Origin of the sequence: Pseudothauera lacus, assembly GCF_003034845.1 — a bacterium.
Taxonomy (GTDB): domain Bacteria; phylum Pseudomonadota; class Gammaproteobacteria; order Burkholderiales; family Rhodocyclaceae; genus Pseudothauera; species Pseudothauera lacus.
Genome location: NZ_PZKC01000005.1, coordinates 291382 through 307162, shown reverse-complemented (window position 1 = coordinate 307162; position 15781 = coordinate 291382). Strand labels below are relative to the sequence as shown.

The following is a 15781-nucleotide window of genomic DNA, read 5'->3' as shown; positions in this document are numbered from 1 at the left end:
AATCATTGTGAATCCACTGCCCGAAGGCAGCTTGCGGTCACAACAACCAAGCACCCACACTTATCGGTTGTTCAAGTTTTTAAAGATCTGCTGCTCAAGCAGCGAAGAAGCGAGATTTTGAAGCAACACAACCACTTCGTCAACCCCCCCTCAGCAAATTCTCAAACCGCAAAACCGCTGAAAGTACCGCCCTTCGCCGCTCCGAGCCCGTTTCCGGACTTGCCGGAAAACACCGCTCGGCGCTGAAGAGGGGCGAATTATAGACACTCGATCAGGGGTGTCAACAGGGAAATTCAAAAGCCCCTGTTTTCGGGTCGCCAGTCCTACAGCACCTGGTAGACACGCAGGTCGAAGTCGCGCCCACCCTGGGTTGCATCGAGCGGCTTGAGGGCATGCACGGCGCCCTCTCCATGGATGAACAGGGTCACCCCGGCCTGCAGTGTCGCCTCTGGCGCCAGCACGCGCACGGCTTCGCCCTTGCGCACGGGGTCGCAGAGCAGCGCATCGAAGGTCTGCTGACCATCGTTGGCGGTCACCGCACGCGGTTTCTGTGACAAGGTTTCCACACCCAGCCGGGGGGCCATGCCATCAAAGCGCTTGCGGCGCACGATACCGAGGTGCCAGCCGTCGCCATCGGCGGCGCGCAGCCCGACGAGATCGCCGACCTCGACCGCCTCTGCCGCTTCTCCGGGGACCAGCGCGCCGATTCCGCCGCGACTGACGTCGTGCATCAGCCATTCGGCTGGCGGCAGCACTCCGCCGCCTTCGATCTGCCGGCGCAGTGCTGCGAAGCCGCTGACCGCGGCCAGGCGGCCATCGAGCAGATGACGGCGAAAGCGCCGCTGCGGCGGCGCATCGCCCCACTGGCGCAGCAGATGCTGGCAGGCCAGAGGCAACGCCAGACGGGCCTCTGGCGACAGCGTGGCAACAGCCTCCGGAAGCTGCCCGCGGGCAAGCTGCAGGGCGAGCCCGGCAAACATGTCGGCGGCACCGCGGGCGACGAAGTAGAAATGGCCGTCGTAATCGCCCGCCGCCGCGAGCATGCGCCGCGGCGGCTCCCATGAGGAGGGGGTGACCTGATAGAGCGCGTCGCCCAGATCCAGGGGGCGCAGTTGCAGGCGGCTCAGCCCCTGCGCGACCAGCAGGTCGGCAGCAGCAAGGGCGCTGCGTCCGATCTGATCGAAGGCGGCGCTGTGATAGGCGATGGCGCGCAGGTACTCACGCTCGACAGCGCCGCCAAAACGCTCGCCGGCGGCCAGATAGGCTGCTCCCAGCCACAGCCACAGATGGCGATGGGCTGCACCGCAGGACAGCAGTTCCCATTTCACGCGCTGCGCCGCCGCCCCGGCAAGCGCGGGAAGGGCTTCGTCCACGGCATCGTCAACGACACCGGCGAGTCCGCTCAGGCGGGCATGGGCCTCGACCAGCGCGCCATAGAATTCGCGCGCACCATCGGCCAGGCGCGCCCACCCGGCGACGCCGTGCGCGGGAATCCCGGCGGCGCAGGAGAGCGCATCGGCAAGCAGCCTGGCAGCCTGGCCCTCAATGTCGACCAGCTGCGCGAACCGCGCCCCCGACGCCATCCCCCCCTCGCCCTGCAGCGCGCGCACGGCGGCCGTCATCGTCAGCAGGGTGGCGATGGTCGCGCCACTATCCACGCCCGCCACCCCCGCATGCGCGGCGACGGCCGTGACGCGCGGGGCGGAAACGAGCTCGGGCGGGGACATGCGTTTCTCCATCTTCGGTTTCTGCGGGGGCATCCTCGGCATCTATGCAAGCATGCAGCTTCATTCAATCCGTTCAGGTTAGCACAGCGCCGACGAGCTAGAATCATCTCCTCAAACAGAAGGACGGTATTCATGCGCCAGTATCACGAACTCATGCGGCATGTGCTTGAGAACGGCCACCGCAAGGCCGACCGCACCGGCACCGGGACACTGTCGGTCTTCGGCTGGCAGATGCGTTTCGATCTCGCCGAAGGCTTCCCGCTGCTGACCACCAAGAAGCTCCACACGCGCTCGATCATCCACGAATTGCTGTGGTTTCTGCGCGGCGACACCAACATCCGCTACCTCAAGGACAATGGCGTGTCGATCTGGGACGAGTGGGCCGACGAGAACGGCGAGCTCGGCCCGGTGTATGGCAAGCAGTGGCGGCGCTGGGAGGCGGCCGACGGCCGTACCGTGGATCAGGTCGCCAGGCTCGTCGACGGTCTCAAGAACAATCCCGACTCCCGCCGCCATCTGGTCTCGGCGTGGAATCCGGGCGAAGTCGACAGGATGGCCCTGCCGCCCTGCCATGCGCTGTTCCAGTTCTACGTTGCCGACGGCAGGCTGTCCTGCCAGCTCTATCAGCGCAGCGCCGACATCTTCCTTGGCGTGCCGTTCAACATCGCCTCATATGCGTTGTTCACCCTGATGGTGGCGCAGGTATGCGGCTACCGCCCCGGCGACTTCGTGTGGACCGGCGGCGACTGCCATCTGTATACCAACCACCTCGATCAGGCGCGCCTGCAGCTCAGCCGCGAACTGCGCCCGCTGCCGACGATGCGACTGAACCCGGAGGTCACCGACCTCTTCGCCTTCCGCTTCGAGGACTTCACCCTCGAAGGCTACGATCCGCATCCGCACATCAAGGCCGAGGTGGCGGTATGAGCGCACGTCCGGAGCTGATCCTGATCGCCGCGGTGGCGCGCAACGGCGTGATCGGCCGCGAGAACACCCTGCCGTGGCGACTGAAGGCCGATCTGGCTCATTTCAAGGCGGCGACCACCGGACATCCGATCCTGATGGGACGCAAGACCTGGGAGTCGCTCGGCCGACCGCTTCCCGGCCGACGCAACATGGTGCTCACCCGCAGGTCTGGCTGGCAGGCCACCGGCGCCGAGGTCCATGCCAGCCCGGCAGCCGCGCTGGCTGCGGCGGCGGGCGCGGAAAAGGTGTTTGTGATCGGTGGTGCCGAGCTCTACCGCCAGTTGATCGATCAGGCCGATACCGTGATGCTCACCGAAGTGTGGGCCGACGTGGACGGCGACGCCTACTTCCCGGCTTTCGACCGCGTGCAGTTCGAGGAACTGGCGCGCGAGTCGCGGCAGGCCGATGCCGACAACGAATTCGATTTCGACTTCGTCACCTACCGCCGCCTGCGCAGCCCGCAGCAGTGACAAGGGCCGCACGCGGCGGCCCTTGCTCGACAGCGCAGCAGATTCACTCGCGCATTCTCAGTCCTGGCGCACGCAGTCGACGTAGTAGCTGACCTGCCCGCCGCGCTCCTCGCGCACCAGCCCGTGGATGTCGGTCTCGAAGCCGGGGAAGGCAGCGTTGAAGTCGCGCGCGAACTGCAGGTAGCGGCAGATCGTCGCATTGAAGCGCTCGCCCGGGATCAGCAGCGGGATGCCCGGCGGATAGGGGGTGACCAGCATCGCGGTGACCCGGCCTTCCAGTTCGTCGATCGCCACGCGTTCGATCTCGCGATGCGCCATCTTGGCGAAGGCGTCGGTCGGCTTCATCGCCGGCACCATGTCCGACAGGTACATCTCGGTGGTCAGGCGCGCCACGTCGTGCGCCTTGTAGAAGCTGTGGATCTGCGCGCACAGGTCCTTCAGGCCGACCTTCTCGTAGCGCGGATGCTTGGCGATGAACTCCGGCATCACGCGCCACAGCGGCTGGTTGCGGTCGTAGTCGTCCTTGAACTGCTGCAGCTCGGTCACCAGGGTGTTCCAGCGCCCCTTGGTGATGCCGATGGTAAACATGATGAAGAAGGAGTACAGCCCGGTCTTCTCGACGATGATGCCGTGCTCGGCGAGATAGCGCGTGAGGATGCCCGCGGGGATGCCGGAATCGGCGAAGTCGCCATCCACGTCCAGCCCCGGGGTGATCACCGTGGCCTTGATCGGATCGAGCATGTTGAAGCCTTCGGCCAGATCGCCGAAGCCGTGCCAGCGCTCGCCGGCCTTCAGCATCCAGTCCTCGCGGGTGCCCATGCCTTCCTCGGCGAGGTATTCCGGCCCCCAAACCTTGAACCACCAGTCGTCGGTGCCGAAATCGGCCTCCACCTTGCGCATCGCGCGGCGGAACTCGACCGCCTCGGCGAGCGACTCCTCGACCAGCGCGGGGCCGCCCGGCGGCTCCATCATCGCCGCGGCGACGTCGCACGAGGCGATGATCGCGTACTGCGGGCTGGTGGAGGTGTGCATCAGGTAGGCTTCATTGAAGATGTCGCGGTCCAGCTTGCGGGTCTCGGAGTCCTGCACGAGGATCTGCGAGGCCTGGCTGAGGCCGGCCAGCAGCTTGTGGGTGGACTGGGTGGAGAACACCATGGACTCGCGGCAACGCGGACGGTCCGCGCCGATGGCGTGGTAGTCGCCGTAGAAGTCGTGGAAGGCCGCGTGCGGCAGCCAGGCCTCGTCGAAATGCAGGGTGTCGATCTGGCCGTCGAGCAGGTCCTTGATCGCCTCGACGTTGTACAGCACGCCGTCGTAGGTGGACTGGGTGATGGTCAGGATGCGCGGCTTCTTGCCCGCGGAGCCGTTGGCAAACGGATTGGCCTCGATCTTCTTGCGGATGTTCTCCATGGAGAACTCGGCGAGCGGGATCGGCCCGATGATGCCGTAGTGGTTGCGGGTGGGGGTGAGGAACACCGGCACCGCACCGGTCATGATGATGGAGTGGAGGATGGACTTGTGGCAGTTGCGGTCCACCACCACGATGTCGCCCGGCGCCACGGTGGTGTGCCAGACCATCTTGTTGGAGGTCGAGGTGCCGTTGGTGACGAAGTACAGGTGGTCGCAGTTGAAGATGCGCGCGGCGTTGCGCTCGGAGGCCGCCACCGGACCGGTGTGGTCGAGCAGCTGGCCGAGTTCTTCCACCGCGTTGCAGACGTCGGCGCGCAGCATGTTCTCGCCGAAGAACTGGTGGAACATCTGCCCCACCGGGCTCTTCAGGAAGGCCACCCCGCCCGAGTGCCCCGGGCAGTGCCAGGAGTAGGAGCCGTCGGCGGCATAGTGGGTGAGCGCGCGGAAGAAGGGCGGCGCCAGCGAATCGAGGTAGTTCTTGGCCTCCCGCACCACATAGCGCGCGATGAACTCCGGAGTGTCCTCGAACATGTGGATGAAGCCGTGCATCTCGCGCAGCACGTCGTTGGGGATGTGCCGGCTGGTGCGCGTCTCGCCGTACAGGAAGATCGGGATGTCGGCGTTGCGGAAGCGGATTTCCTCGACGAAGGCGCGCAGCCCGGCGATGGCCTTGTCGGACGCTTCGGACGAGGAGAATTCCTCATCGTCGATCGACAGGATGAAGGCCGAGCCGCGGCTCTGCTGCTGGGCGAAGGAGGTCAGGTCGCCATAGCTGGTGACCCCCAGCACCTCGATGCCCTCCTCCTCGATGGCCTTGGCCAGCGCGCGGATACCCAGGCCCGAGGTGTTCTCGGAGCGGAAGTCCTCATCGATGATGATGACCGGAAAATGGAAGCGCATCCTTCTCTCCAGCTGCATGCCCCGGAGGAGTCCGGGAAAGTGGGCATGATACCCGTGTGGTGGTTGCCGGCGCGTGACTGCCGAAAAGCACGAAGGGCCGGCAAGCGGCCCCCGCATGACTGCCGCCCCGCAGCCCCGTCAGATCTTCGGCAGGGTCACGCCGGTCTGGCCGAAGTACTTGCCGCCGCGGTCCTTGTAGGAGGTCTCGCACACTTCGTCCGATTCGAAGAACAGCATCTGCGCCACACCCTCGTTGGCGTAGATCTTCGCCGGCAGCGGCGTGGTATTGGAGAACTCCAGCGTCACGTGACCTTCCCATTCCGGTTCCAGCGGGGTGACGTTGACGATGATGCCGCAGCGCGCATAGGTGCTCTTGCCCAGACACACGGTGAGCACGCTGCGCGGAATGCGGAAATACTCGACGGTGCGCGCCAGGGCGAAGGAGTTCGGCGGGATGATGCACACGTCGCCGGTGAAATCGACGAAGTTGCGCGCGTCGAAATCCTTCGGGTCGACGATGGTCGAGTTGATGTTGGTGAAGATCTTGAATTCGTTGGCGCAGCGCACGTCGTAGCCGTAGCTCGAGGTGCCGTAGGAGACGATCTTGCCGTGCTCGTTGTTGCGCACCAGCTCCGGTGCAAACGGCTCGATCATGCCGTGCTGCTCCGCCATGCGGCGGATCCACTTGTCGGACTTGATGGACATCGGGCGCGGGTTCCTTGGCTGCCATGCCGGCGATGGGCCGGCGGTGAAAAATCCGCGTAGTTTAGGACAAGCCCGGCCGAATCGAAAGCAATGCGTCCGCTGCGTGCGCGAGGCCGCCGGCGGACGCCGGCGCTCAGGTGTTCTGCACCACGATGCTGGGGAACTTGTGGCTCATGTCCTTGACCTTCTCGGCCACCCGCACCGCTACCTTGCGGGCGATCTCGCGGTAGATCGCAGCAATGCGGCCGTCGGCATCGGCCACCACCGTGGGCGTGCCGCCGTCGGCCTCCTGGCGGATCTGCAGGTCGAGCGGCAAGGCGCCGAGGAAGGGAATGTCGTAGTCGGTGCACAACGCCTGACCGCCACCGGTACCGAAGATGTGCTCCTCGTGCCCGCACCTGGAACAGATGTGGATGCTCATGTTCTCGACCACGCCAACGATCGGCACGCCGACCTTCTCGAACATCTTGATGCCCTTGCGCGCATCCAGCAGGGCGATGTCCTGCGGAGTGGTGACGATCACCGCGCCGGTCACCGGCACGCTCTGCGACAGGGTGAGCTGGATGTCGCCGGTGCCCGGCGGCATGTCGATCACCAGATAGTCGAGATCCTTCCAGTTGGTTTCCTTGAGCAGCTGGTTGAGCGCCTGGGTGGCCATCGGCCCGCGCCACACCATCGGCGTCTCCTGGTCCACCAGGAAACCGATCGACATCGCCTGGATGCCATGCGCCTGCAGCGGCTCCATGGTCTTGCCGTCCAGCGACTGCGGACGCTCGTTGCCGATACCGAGCATCTGCGGCTGCGAGGGGCCGTAGATGTCGGCGTCGAGAATGCCCACCCGCGCCCCTTCGGCGGCCAGCGCCAGCGCCAGGTTGGCCGCGGTGGTGCTCTTGCCGACGCCGCCCTTGCCGGAGGCCACGGCGATGATGTTCTTCACCCCGGGCAGCAGCTTCACGCCGTGCTGCACCGCATGCGCGACGATCCTGCTGCGCACCGTCACCTCCACTGCCTGCACCCCGGCGAGCGTGCTCACCGCGTCGGCGAGCATCTGGCGGATGAGTGCGAACTGGCTGTTGGCGGGATAGCCCAGCTCGACCTCGAAACTCACCCGGCCGCCATCGACGGCGAGGTTGCGGATACAGCGGGCGGAAACGAAGTCCTTCCCGGTATTGGGGTCGACGACAGCCTTCAGGGCCTCATTGACGGTTTCCACAGTCGGATTCATGCACGTCCTCGATTCGGTTGCGTGGCGCACCCTGGCGCCACCACTGCAGCGGCATCATACCGGAGCGCGGCGGAGCGCTCACCCTCTTTGCGGGCAGGGTCTTCAGGGCTGCTCCGGGGCGCGCTGCAAGCCTTCCCGGCGAGACCCCGAACTGCACACGAGAAGGCCTCTTCGCGCTACCATTCCATACCTCTGTCATCATCCACACGGACCGCCGCCATGCCTGCCTTCCGCCTGCCCTTCACGCTCACCCTCGCCTGCCTGCTGCTTGCCGCCTGCGCCACCCAGCCGGCCCCCAGCAGCAGCCCCGCCGCCACCGAGAGCGCCGCCCCGGTCGCCCGCTGGGACAGCACCCGCGAATCCCTGCGCAACGCCCTTGGCAACGTCCCCGGGATCATCGTGGAAGACCTCGACGAGGACGTGCTGCGCGTGCGCATCCCTGCCACCGACGGCTTCGCCATCGGACAGAGCACCTTGCGCCCTGGCCTGACCGACACCCTGGAGCGCCTGCTGCCGGTGTTCCAGGCTCACCCCGATGCAGCCATCGACATCGTCGGCCACACCGACAGCATGGGCAACGAGATGTTCAACCTGCGCCTCTCGATTGCCCGCGCCGAAGCGGTCATGGAGCACCTGCGCAGCCACGGCATCGCCCTGCTGCGCCTGACTGCCGACGGCCTTGGCGAAGCCGAGCCGATTGCCGACAATGCCACCCAGGCCGGACGGGAGGCCAACCGCCGGGTCGAGATCCTGCTGCGCGCCCTGCGCTGAGTGCGCCCACGCGGGGGCCCGAAGCGCCCACGCGGGGGCCCGAAGCGCCCACGCGGGGGCCCGAAGCGCCCACGCGGGGGCCCGAAGCGCCCACGCGGGGGCCCGAAGCGCCCACGCGGGGGCCCGAAGCGCCCCCGCGGTTTGCTAAACTTGGCGTCTTTGCTCCGAGCACTCACGCCATGGCCCGCCAGATCCTAGTCACCAACGCCCTGCCCTACGCCAACGGCGACATCCACCTCGGCCACCTGGTGGGCTACATCCAGGCCGACATCTGGGTACGCTACCAGCGCATGCGCGGGCACACGGTGCACTACGTGTGCGCCGACGACACCCACGGCACGCCGGTGATGCTGCGCGCCGAGAAGGAAGGCATCAGCCCCGAGCAGCTCATCGCCCGCGTGCATGGCGAACACCTGCGCGACTTCACCGCCTTCGGCGTGGCCTTCGACCACTACCATTCCACCCACAGCCCGGAGAACCGCGCCTACGCCGAAGACATCTACGGCAAGCTGAAGGCCGCCGAGCTGATCGACACCCGCGCCATCGAGCAGTACTACGATCCGGTCAAGAACATGTTCCTGCCGGACCGCTTCATCAAGGGCGAGTGCCCGAAATGCGGCGCCGCCGACCAGTACGGTGACAACTGCGAAGCCTGCGGCGCGGCCTACGCCCCCACCGAACTGAAGAACCCCTACTCCGCGGTGTCCGGCGCCAAGCCCGAGCTGCGCACCTCCGAGCACTACTTCTTCCGCCTCTCCGACGAGCGCGCGGTGGCCTTCCTGCGTGACTGGACGCGCGGCAGCAACGCTGCCGGGCAACGCCGCCTGCAGCTGGAGGCCGCCAACAAGATGAAGGAGTGGCTGGGCGAGGAAGGCGAGAACAAGCTCTCCGACTGGGACATCTCGCGCGATGCGCCCTACTTCGGCTTCGAGATTCCCGGCGCGCCGGGCAAGTACTTCTATGTCTGGCTGGATGCGCCGATCGGCTACCTCGCCAGCTTCCGCCACCACGCGGAGAAGCGCGGCGACATCAGCATCGAGGACTACACCGATGCCACCCGCAGCGAGGCGGCCGGCACCGAGATGGTGCACTTCATCGGCAAGGACATCCTCTACTTCCACGCCCTGTTCTGGCCGGCGATGCTTCATTTTGCCGGCTACCGCGCCCCCACGCAGCTGTGCGTGAACGGTTTCCTGACCGTGGACGGTGCCAAGATGAGCAAGAGCCGCGGCACCTTCATCACCGCACACTCCTACGTCGAGCAGAAGCTCAACCCCGAGTGGCTGCGCTACTACTTCGCCAGCAAGTCCAACGGCACCATGGAGGACGTCGACCTCAACCTCGACGACCTCATCGCCAAGGTCAACTCGGACCTCGTCGGCAAGTACGTGAACATCGCCAGCCGCTGCACCGGCTTCATCGCCAAGCGCTTCGACGGCCGTCTGGGGCGCAGCGATCCGCGCGCCACCAGGGAGTTCGAGACCGCCTTCGAGGCCGCGCTGATCGCCCGTGCCTACGAAGAACGCGACTACGGCCGCGCGCTGCGCGAAATCATGCGTCTCGCGGACATGGCCAACCAGTATGTAAACGACCACAAGCCCTGGGAACTGGCCAAGCAGGAGGGCCAGGAGGCGCAGCTGCACACCGTGTGCAGCACCGCGCTGACCCTGTTCCGCGACCTCACCCTGTACCTCAAGCCGGTGCTGCCGGCGCTTGCCGCGCAGGTCGAAGCCTTCCTCGCCATCCCCGAACTGGACTGGAATGCCGGCTGGCATCCGCTGCCCGAAGGCCACCCCATCAACACCTACCAGCACCTGATGACGCGGGTGGAGCGCAAGCAGATCGACGCCCTGCTGGAGGCCAACCGCGAATCCCTCGCCCCGACCCCGGCTGCTGCCGCGACCAAGCCGGCAGAAAGCGCCAAGGCCGCGAGCTCGCAACAACGCCATGCGGAAAAACAGCAACACGCCGCACAGACCGCCGAGACCGCGATGGCACACATCTCCATCGACGAGTTCACCAAGGTCGACCTGCGCATCGCGAAGATCGTCGATGCCCAGCACGTCGACGGCGCCGACAAGCTGATCCGCCTGCAGCTCGACATCGGCGAGACCGACGAGGCCGGCAACCCGAAGCCGCGCCAGGTCTTCGCCGGCATCAAGTCGGCCTACGACCCCGCCGCGCTGGTCGGCCGCCTCACCGTGATGGTGGCCAACCTCGCACCGCGCAAGATGAAGTTCGGCATCAGCGAAGGCATGGTGCTGGCCGCCTCCGACCCCGACGGCAAGAGCGGCGGACTGTACATCCTGTCGCCGGACACCGGCGCCGCCCCCGGCATGAGGGTCAAGTAAGGCCCGCGTCAGGCAACTGCGCTTTCATGTACACATGCCTCTGACTCCTTCCAAACGCTGGATCGCGCATCAGCGCAACGGCTTCGGGCACCTCGCCGCGCAGCCCTTGCCCTTTGCCCGTCCGCATCAGGAAGCGCCCCGGAGGCCACATGATTTCCTTCCGCCCCAAGCTCTTTGACACCCTGCCCGGCTACAACCGGGCAGGCTTCGCCGCCGACCTCTCGGCCGGCATCACCGTCGGCGTGCTTGCCCTGCCGCTGGCCATGGCCTTCGCCATCGCCTCCGGCATGAGCCCCGCAGCGGGCATCTGGACGGCCATCGTTGCCGGCTTCCTGGTGTCCGCGCTGGGCGGCTCGCGGGTGCAGATCGGCGGCCCCACCGGCGCCTTCATCCCCATCATCTACGCCATCGTGATGGACTACGGGGTGGCCAACCTGCTCATCGCCACGATGATGTCCGGGGTGATGCTGCTGGCCATGGGCGCCTTCAAGCTCGGCAACATGATCCGCTTCATCCCGCTGTCAGTGGTGATCGGCTTCACCAACGGCATCGCGGTGGTGATCTTCATCTCGCAGATCAAGGACTTCCTCGGCCTGCAGATCGAGCAGCTGCCCGGCGAGTTCTTCGCCAAGATGCAGACCCTGGCGGCCCACCTGCACACCATCCAGCTGCCCACCGTGCTGCTGGCGACGGCTTCGCTGGCGGTGCTGCTGGGCTGGAACAGGGTGGCCGCACGCGTGGCCTGGATGCGCCGCCTGCCCGGCCCGCTGGCAGTGCTGATCATCGCCACCACGGCGAACGCCCTATACAACATGCCGGTAGATACCATCGGCAGCCGCTTCGGCGGCATCCCGCAGAGTCTGCCGGCTTTCGGCCTGCCGGAGCTCTCGCTCGGCACCCTGGGCAAGCTGATCGCCCCGGCACTCACCATTGCACTCCTCGGCGCCATCGAATCGCTGCTCTCGGCGCGCGTCGCCGACAGCCAGATCGACGACCGCCACGACCCCAACCAGGAGCTCATGGCCCAGGGCGTGGCCAACATTGCCGCGCCGCTCTTTGGCGGTTTTGCCGCCACCGGCGCGATCGCCCGCACCGCCACCAACATCCGCACCGGCGGACGCACCCCGGTGGCGGGCATGATCCACGCCGGCGTGCTGCTCGCCGTAGTGCTGGCGCTTGCCCCGCTGGCCAGCCACATCCCGCTCGCCACGCTGTCGGCCATCGTCGTCGTGGTGTCGATCAACATGGGCGAATGGCACGCCTTCGCCCCCCGCGAACTGGCACGCTACTCGGTGCAGTACCGCACCATCCTGCTCGCCACCTTCCTCATCACCGTGGTCTTCGACCTCACCCTGGCGGTGGAGATCGGCCTGGCGCTGGCCAGCCTGTTCTTCATCTACCGCATGTCCGACCTCACCCGCATCGAGCGCATCCCACTGGAGGACCACTACGGCGTACAGGCGCTGAACCGCGCCGACGGCACCCCGCGCATCCTCGCCTACCGCATGTACGGCAGCCTGTTCTTCGGCGCCGCCAACAAACTGGAGAACCTGCTGCTGATGCAGCACGGCCATCCGGACGTAGTCATCCTCGACATGGGCAAGGTGATCAGCATCGACACCACCGGACTGGACATCCTGCAGACCCTGCAGCGCAACCTCGGCAAGCGCGGTGCCGAGCTGATCCTCTGCGACCTCAACTCGCAGCCCGGCTCACTGGTGTTCCGCTCCGGCTTTCTTGATACCCTTGGCGATCACAACGTGGTGACCAACCTCACCGCAGCCCTGATCCGCGCCCAGCAACTGAAGGGCCACGACCCGGAGATCTCCTATGCCTGACAGCCAAGCGCCCGAACCCGTCTGCCGGCGTCTGCTGATCGTCGGACGCGTGCAGGGCGTGTGGTACCGCGCCAGCGCCAAGGCCGAGGCCGAGCGCCTCGGTCTCAGCGGATGGACGCGCAACCTGCGCGACGGCAGCGTCGAGGCAGTAGTCGCGGGGGCACCGGGCGCCATCGACGACTTCATCGACTGGGCGCGCCAGGGGCCACCCAAGGCGCAGGTGGAGCGCATCGAGATCAGCGCCGCAGACGCCCCGCCAGAACCCGGCTTCCACATCCTCGCCGACGCCTGAGACGGCCTTCATGCGCCTGCTGGTCATCGAAGACAACCGCGACATCCTCGCCAACCTCGCCGACTATCTGGCGCTCAAGGGCTACACGGTGGACTGCGCCGCCGACGGACTCAGCGGCCTGCACCTGGCCGCCACCCAGCACTACGACCTCATCGTCCTCGACCTCATGCTGCCGGGCATCGACGGCCTGACCCTCTGCGAACGGCTGCGCAGCGGTGAGCAGCGCGACGTGCCGGTAATCATGCTCACCGCGCGCGACGCCCTCGAAGACCGCCTGCAGGGTTTTCGCAGCGGTGCCGACGACTATCTCACCAAGCCGTTCGCGCTGCCCGAACTGGCCGCCCGCATCGACGCCGTACTCAAGCGCAGCCGCGGCGGCGCGCGCCGCGCACTGCAGGTCGCCGATCTCCGCTACGACCTCGACACCCTTGCCGTAAACCGCGCCGGCACCGCGCTGCATCCCGGCCCCATCGGCCTCAAGCTGCTCGCCGTGCTGATGCAGAAGAGTCCCGCGGTGGTGCGCCGCGAAGTACTCGAGGAAGCCGTGTGGGGCGACGACCCGCCGGACAGCGATGCCCTGCGCAGCCACATCCACGCCCTGCGCCAGCAACTCGACAAACCCTTTGCCTCGCCACTGCTGCATACCGTTCACGGCATCGGCTACCGCCTCGCTGCGGAGTGAAGCGGGACCTTCACATTTTCTTCACCGCGAAGTGAAGCGGCCGTAACACGCCCTGCCTACCCTGCATGGACTTCCCCATCGCACGGAGTCAGCCTTGACGCACCTGCTCACCACGCAGCTTCCCTTCACGGCGGAATACGACCCCTGGGAGGGTACGGTGGAACTGAAGAAGGCCAGCGCAGGGCTGCGCCGCCGCATCGAGAACCTGCGCACCGAGGAAATTCTCCGCCGCGCCCTTGCGCTGGCCGGCGAACCCCTGCAGGTACTCGACCTGCACGGCCATGCCGGCCGCTTCTGGAACACCCTCGCCGAGCAGCCGACTCGCCACATCCTCGCCGCGGCCCCCACGGAAGCCGAACTCGACCTCGCCATCCACTACCATGGCAGCGTGCTGCGGGGGCGCATCACCGCTCTGGCGGCGCCCACCCCGACCCACCTCGCACTGGCCGATGGCGCTGCCGATTGCGTACTGTGCCTGCGCGCCCTGCTGCGCATCGGCAGTGCGGTGGAGCGTCATGCCGTGCTGCGCGAACTGCACCGCGTCAGCCGCAGCAGCGTCATCCTTGCCCTGCGGGTGGATGGCAACCTGCAGGCCTGGCGGCGCCAGCGCCGCCATCTGCGCCGCCTGCTGCGTGGCGAGGCAAGCACCGCGCGCGGCGACGTACTCACACGCAGTGCTGCGGCAGAGGCCTTCGATGCCGCGGGTTTCGACATTCTCACGCACTTCGACATCCTGCCGCGCTGGGGCATGGAACGCATCTACGTGCTGCGCCGACGCTGAACGCGCTGACGGCTTGACGAATTCTTCACCTGCGCACGACCTTTCCTTGACCACCTGCTGACTACGCTGCGCGGACCCCTTCAGCGCAGGAGTCCGCCGTGCCCGCAGATGCCTCGCGGGAAGCCGTCGCGCTGCCCTTCTCAGCCAGGTACGACCACCTCACTACAGCCTCCCCCCCCCGCGGACAACCCACCGCGGCGCGCGAGTACCGCTGGCTGCAGCGCTTGCGCGGGAGACCGCAGCATGGCTGCCTCTACGACAAGCGCGTTATGATCGGCCTGCACGCCGGCCAGGCAAAGGCCATCGTCCTCATCGACAATCACCGCCGCGCCATGGGCGCAGACTGATCGAGCGCAATGAAGTCATCCCTCGCCCGCCGGCTGTTCCGCACCATCCTCACCATCGGCGTCATCAACGTGGTGGTCGCCCTGATCGCGGTAGAGTTCATCTATGAGGATGTCGAGGACACCATCCTGCGCCAGGAACTGGCTGCAGAAAGGCGCCACCTCGAAGAGCGCATCGGCGTGGCGCGCACCCAGTCCTGGCAGACGGCGCTGCTGAGCGCCCTGTACGTTCCGGACGAAGAGGCCGGTGCCCCTCTTCCGGCCCTCTTCGCCGACCGACCGATACCGTTTTCGGCAGAGGTCGAGGTCGGCCGGCAGACTTTCCTGGTCTCCATCGAACGCACCGCGACGCCCCCGGGGGTGCTCTATCTGGCCCAGGACATCACCTTGCTGGAGGACCGCGAGGACGAGATACAGCTGGCCATGGTCGTGCTCGCGCTGTGCATGCTCGCCTTCGGCTTCCTCCTCGCCCATCTCGGCACCCGCCGCATCGTCGCCCCCCTGCACGACCTTACCCGCCATATCGCCCGCCTGCGCCCCGGCGGCGCCATGACCCGGATCGAGGGCCACTACCGCGACGCCGAACTCGCCGACATCGCCGCCACCCTGAACCGCCTCCTTGACGCCCTCGATGCCTACGTACGGCGCGAGAAGGCCCTGGTCAGCATGGCCAGCCACGAGCTGCGCACACCGGTAGCGGTGATTGCCGGCGCCCTCGACGTGCTCGAACAGCGCGCCACGCTGAGCGCCGCAGACCGCGACACCGTGGCGCGCATCCGCCGCGCCGCCAGCGACATGCACGCCGACATCGAGGCCCTGCTGCGCCTGGCCCGGCGCGCCGACCCGGCCGCCGCCGAGGCTCCGCTGGATCTCGCCGCCAGCGTCGCCGCGCTGCTCCGCGAAGTAGCCGGACGCAGCACCGACGCCGCCGCCCGCCTGCGTTCCACGGTACGGCGTGCGCCACCGCCCGTGCATGCAGATCCTGCGCTGGTGCGCATGCTGCTGCGCAATCTCGTCCACAACGCCCTGCGCCATACCCGCGGCACGGTAGACATCGACATCGATCACGACCGCCTGCGCATCAGCGACCATGGCGACGGCCTGCCCGCCACCGCCAGCGCCCGTCTGCAGGGAGACCCCGGCGGCACGACGGTCCCCGAGGACGGTCTCGGGCTGTTCATCGTCCGCCTGATCTGCGAGCGCCTGCAATGGGCGCTCGACATCCGCGCCAGCGGCCCGGCCGGCACGGTGATCGAGCTGCGCTTCGCCCCCCCGCAAGCCAGCGCAGGAAAGTGAGCGGCAGCGCGGAGAAAGTCCTT

General features: G+C 67.0%; 15 protein-coding genes. 11 read left to right on the top strand and 4 right to left on the bottom strand.

Annotation, left to right across the window (positions count from 1 at the left end; translation table 11 throughout):
* Positions 1-246 (top strand): hypothetical protein (locus tag C8261_RS17470; RefSeq protein ID WP_219905164.1); only part of this gene is annotated, 246 nt, incomplete at its 5' end.
* A gap of 77 nt (positions 247-323) precedes the next feature.
* On the opposite strand, the gene C8261_RS08570 is transcribed toward C8261_RS17470, so the two are convergent.
* Positions 324-1727 carry a hypothetical protein gene (locus C8261_RS08570; RefSeq protein ID WP_107493251.1) on the bottom strand — a complete coding sequence of 468 codons (1404 nt, stop codon included), beginning with the start codon at positions 1725-1727 and terminating at the stop codon, positions 324-326.
* Positions 1728-1859: 132 nt separating this feature from the next.
* Here C8261_RS08570 and C8261_RS08565 point away from each other — a divergent pair, with 132 nt between their 5' ends.
* Positions 1860-2654, top strand: coding sequence for a thymidylate synthase (locus C8261_RS08565; RefSeq protein ID WP_107493250.1), 795 nt, complete (start codon positions 1860-1862; stop codon positions 2652-2654).
* A complete protein-coding gene (locus tag C8261_RS08560; protein WP_107493249.1) occupies positions 2651-3163 on the top strand; it encodes a dihydrofolate reductase in 513 nt (170 codons plus the stop codon). The genes C8261_RS08565 and C8261_RS08560 overlap by 4 nt, the downstream gene beginning before the upstream one ends.
* 57 nt (positions 3164-3220) lie before the next feature.
* On the opposite strand, the gene C8261_RS08555 is transcribed toward C8261_RS08560, so the two are convergent.
* From C8261_RS08555 to apbC, 3 genes are all read right to left on the bottom strand, one after another.
* On the bottom strand, positions 3221-5473 hold the full coding sequence (locus C8261_RS08555) for an arginine/lysine/ornithine decarboxylase (protein WP_107493248.1): 2253 nt from the start codon (positions 5471-5473) through the stop codon (positions 3221-3223).
* 138 nt (positions 5474-5611) lie between these two features.
* Complete coding sequence (gene dcd, locus C8261_RS08550; protein WP_107493247.1) at positions 5612-6178, bottom strand: dCTP deaminase; 567 nt, start codon at positions 6176-6178, stop codon at positions 5612-5614.
* A gap of 133 nt (positions 6179-6311) precedes the next feature.
* Entirely contained in the window at positions 6312-7403 is a 1092-nt protein-coding gene (gene apbC, locus C8261_RS08545) for an iron-sulfur cluster carrier protein ApbC (RefSeq protein ID WP_107493246.1), read from the bottom strand.
* A 219-nt stretch (positions 7404-7622) separates the two neighbouring features.
* Between apbC and C8261_RS08540 the strand changes: the two genes are divergently transcribed.
* From C8261_RS08540 to C8261_RS08500, 8 genes are all read left to right on the top strand, one after another.
* Positions 7623-8174: an OmpA family protein gene (locus C8261_RS08540; RefSeq protein WP_107493245.1), complete on the top strand. Its 552-nt coding sequence runs from the start codon at positions 7623-7625 to the stop codon at positions 8172-8174.
* 179 nt (positions 8175-8353) lie between these two features.
* Complete coding sequence (gene metG, locus C8261_RS08530) at positions 8354-10525, top strand: methionine--tRNA ligase (RefSeq protein WP_107493244.1); 2172 nt, start codon at positions 8354-8356, stop codon at positions 10523-10525.
* Positions 10526-10674: 149 nt separating this feature from the next.
* Positions 10675-12363, top strand: coding sequence for a SulP family inorganic anion transporter (locus C8261_RS08525; RefSeq protein ID WP_107493243.1), 1689 nt, complete (start codon positions 10675-10677; stop codon positions 12361-12363).
* Entirely contained in the window at positions 12356-12655 is a 300-nt protein-coding gene (locus C8261_RS08520) for an acylphosphatase (protein ID WP_107493242.1), read from the top strand. The genes C8261_RS08525 and C8261_RS08520 overlap by 8 nt, the downstream gene beginning before the upstream one ends.
* A gap of 10 nt (positions 12656-12665) precedes the next feature.
* Entirely contained in the window at positions 12666-13337 is a 672-nt protein-coding gene (locus tag C8261_RS08515) for a response regulator transcription factor (RefSeq protein WP_107493241.1), read from the top strand.
* Positions 13338-13431: 94 nt separating this feature from the next.
* A complete protein-coding gene (locus tag C8261_RS08510; protein ID WP_107493240.1) occupies positions 13432-14118 on the top strand; it encodes an SAM-dependent methyltransferase in 687 nt (228 codons plus the stop codon).
* Positions 14119-14216: 98 nt separating this feature from the next.
* Entirely contained in the window at positions 14217-14465 is a 249-nt protein-coding gene (locus tag C8261_RS08505) for a hypothetical protein (RefSeq protein ID WP_107493239.1), read from the top strand.
* Positions 14466-14474: 9 nt separating this feature from the next.
* On the top strand, positions 14475-15758 hold the full coding sequence (locus C8261_RS08500; RefSeq protein ID WP_107493238.1) for a HAMP domain-containing sensor histidine kinase: 1284 nt from the start codon (positions 14475-14477) through the stop codon (positions 15756-15758).
* The last annotated feature ends 23 nt before the right edge of the window (positions 15759-15781 follow it).

Coding starts and splice junctions, on each gene's coding strand:
- C8261_RS08520 (WP_107493242.1), top strand. CDS start 12,356: ATGCCTGACAGCCAAGCGCCCGAACCCGTCTGCCGGCGTCTGCTGATC.
- apbC (WP_107493246.1), bottom strand. CDS start 7,403: ATGAATCCGACTGTGGAAACCGTCAATGAGGCCCTGAAGGCTGTCGTC.
- C8261_RS08515 (WP_107493241.1), top strand. CDS start 12,666: ATGCGCCTGCTGGTCATCGAAGACAACCGCGACATCCTCGCCAACCTC.
- dcd (WP_107493247.1), bottom strand. CDS start 6,178: ATGTCCATCAAGTCCGACAAGTGGATCCGCCGCATGGCGGAGCAGCAC.
- C8261_RS08555 (WP_107493248.1), bottom strand. CDS start 5,473: ATGCGCTTCCATTTTCCGGTCATCATCATCGATGAGGACTTCCGCTCC.
- metG (WP_107493244.1), top strand. CDS start 8,354: ATGGCCCGCCAGATCCTAGTCACCAACGCCCTGCCCTACGCCAACGGC.
- C8261_RS08560 (WP_107493249.1), top strand. CDS start 2,651: ATGAGCGCACGTCCGGAGCTGATCCTGATCGCCGCGGTGGCGCGCAAC.
- C8261_RS08500 (WP_107493238.1), top strand. CDS start 14,475: ATGAAGTCATCCCTCGCCCGCCGGCTGTTCCGCACCATCCTCACCATC.
- C8261_RS08570 (WP_107493251.1), bottom strand. CDS start 1,727: ATGTCCCCGCCCGAGCTCGTTTCCGCCCCGCGCGTCACGGCCGTCGCC.
- C8261_RS08525 (WP_107493243.1), top strand. CDS start 10,675: ATGATTTCCTTCCGCCCCAAGCTCTTTGACACCCTGCCCGGCTACAAC.
- C8261_RS08565 (WP_107493250.1), top strand. CDS start 1,860: ATGCGCCAGTATCACGAACTCATGCGGCATGTGCTTGAGAACGGCCAC.
- C8261_RS08540 (WP_107493245.1), top strand. CDS start 7,623: ATGCCTGCCTTCCGCCTGCCCTTCACGCTCACCCTCGCCTGCCTGCTG.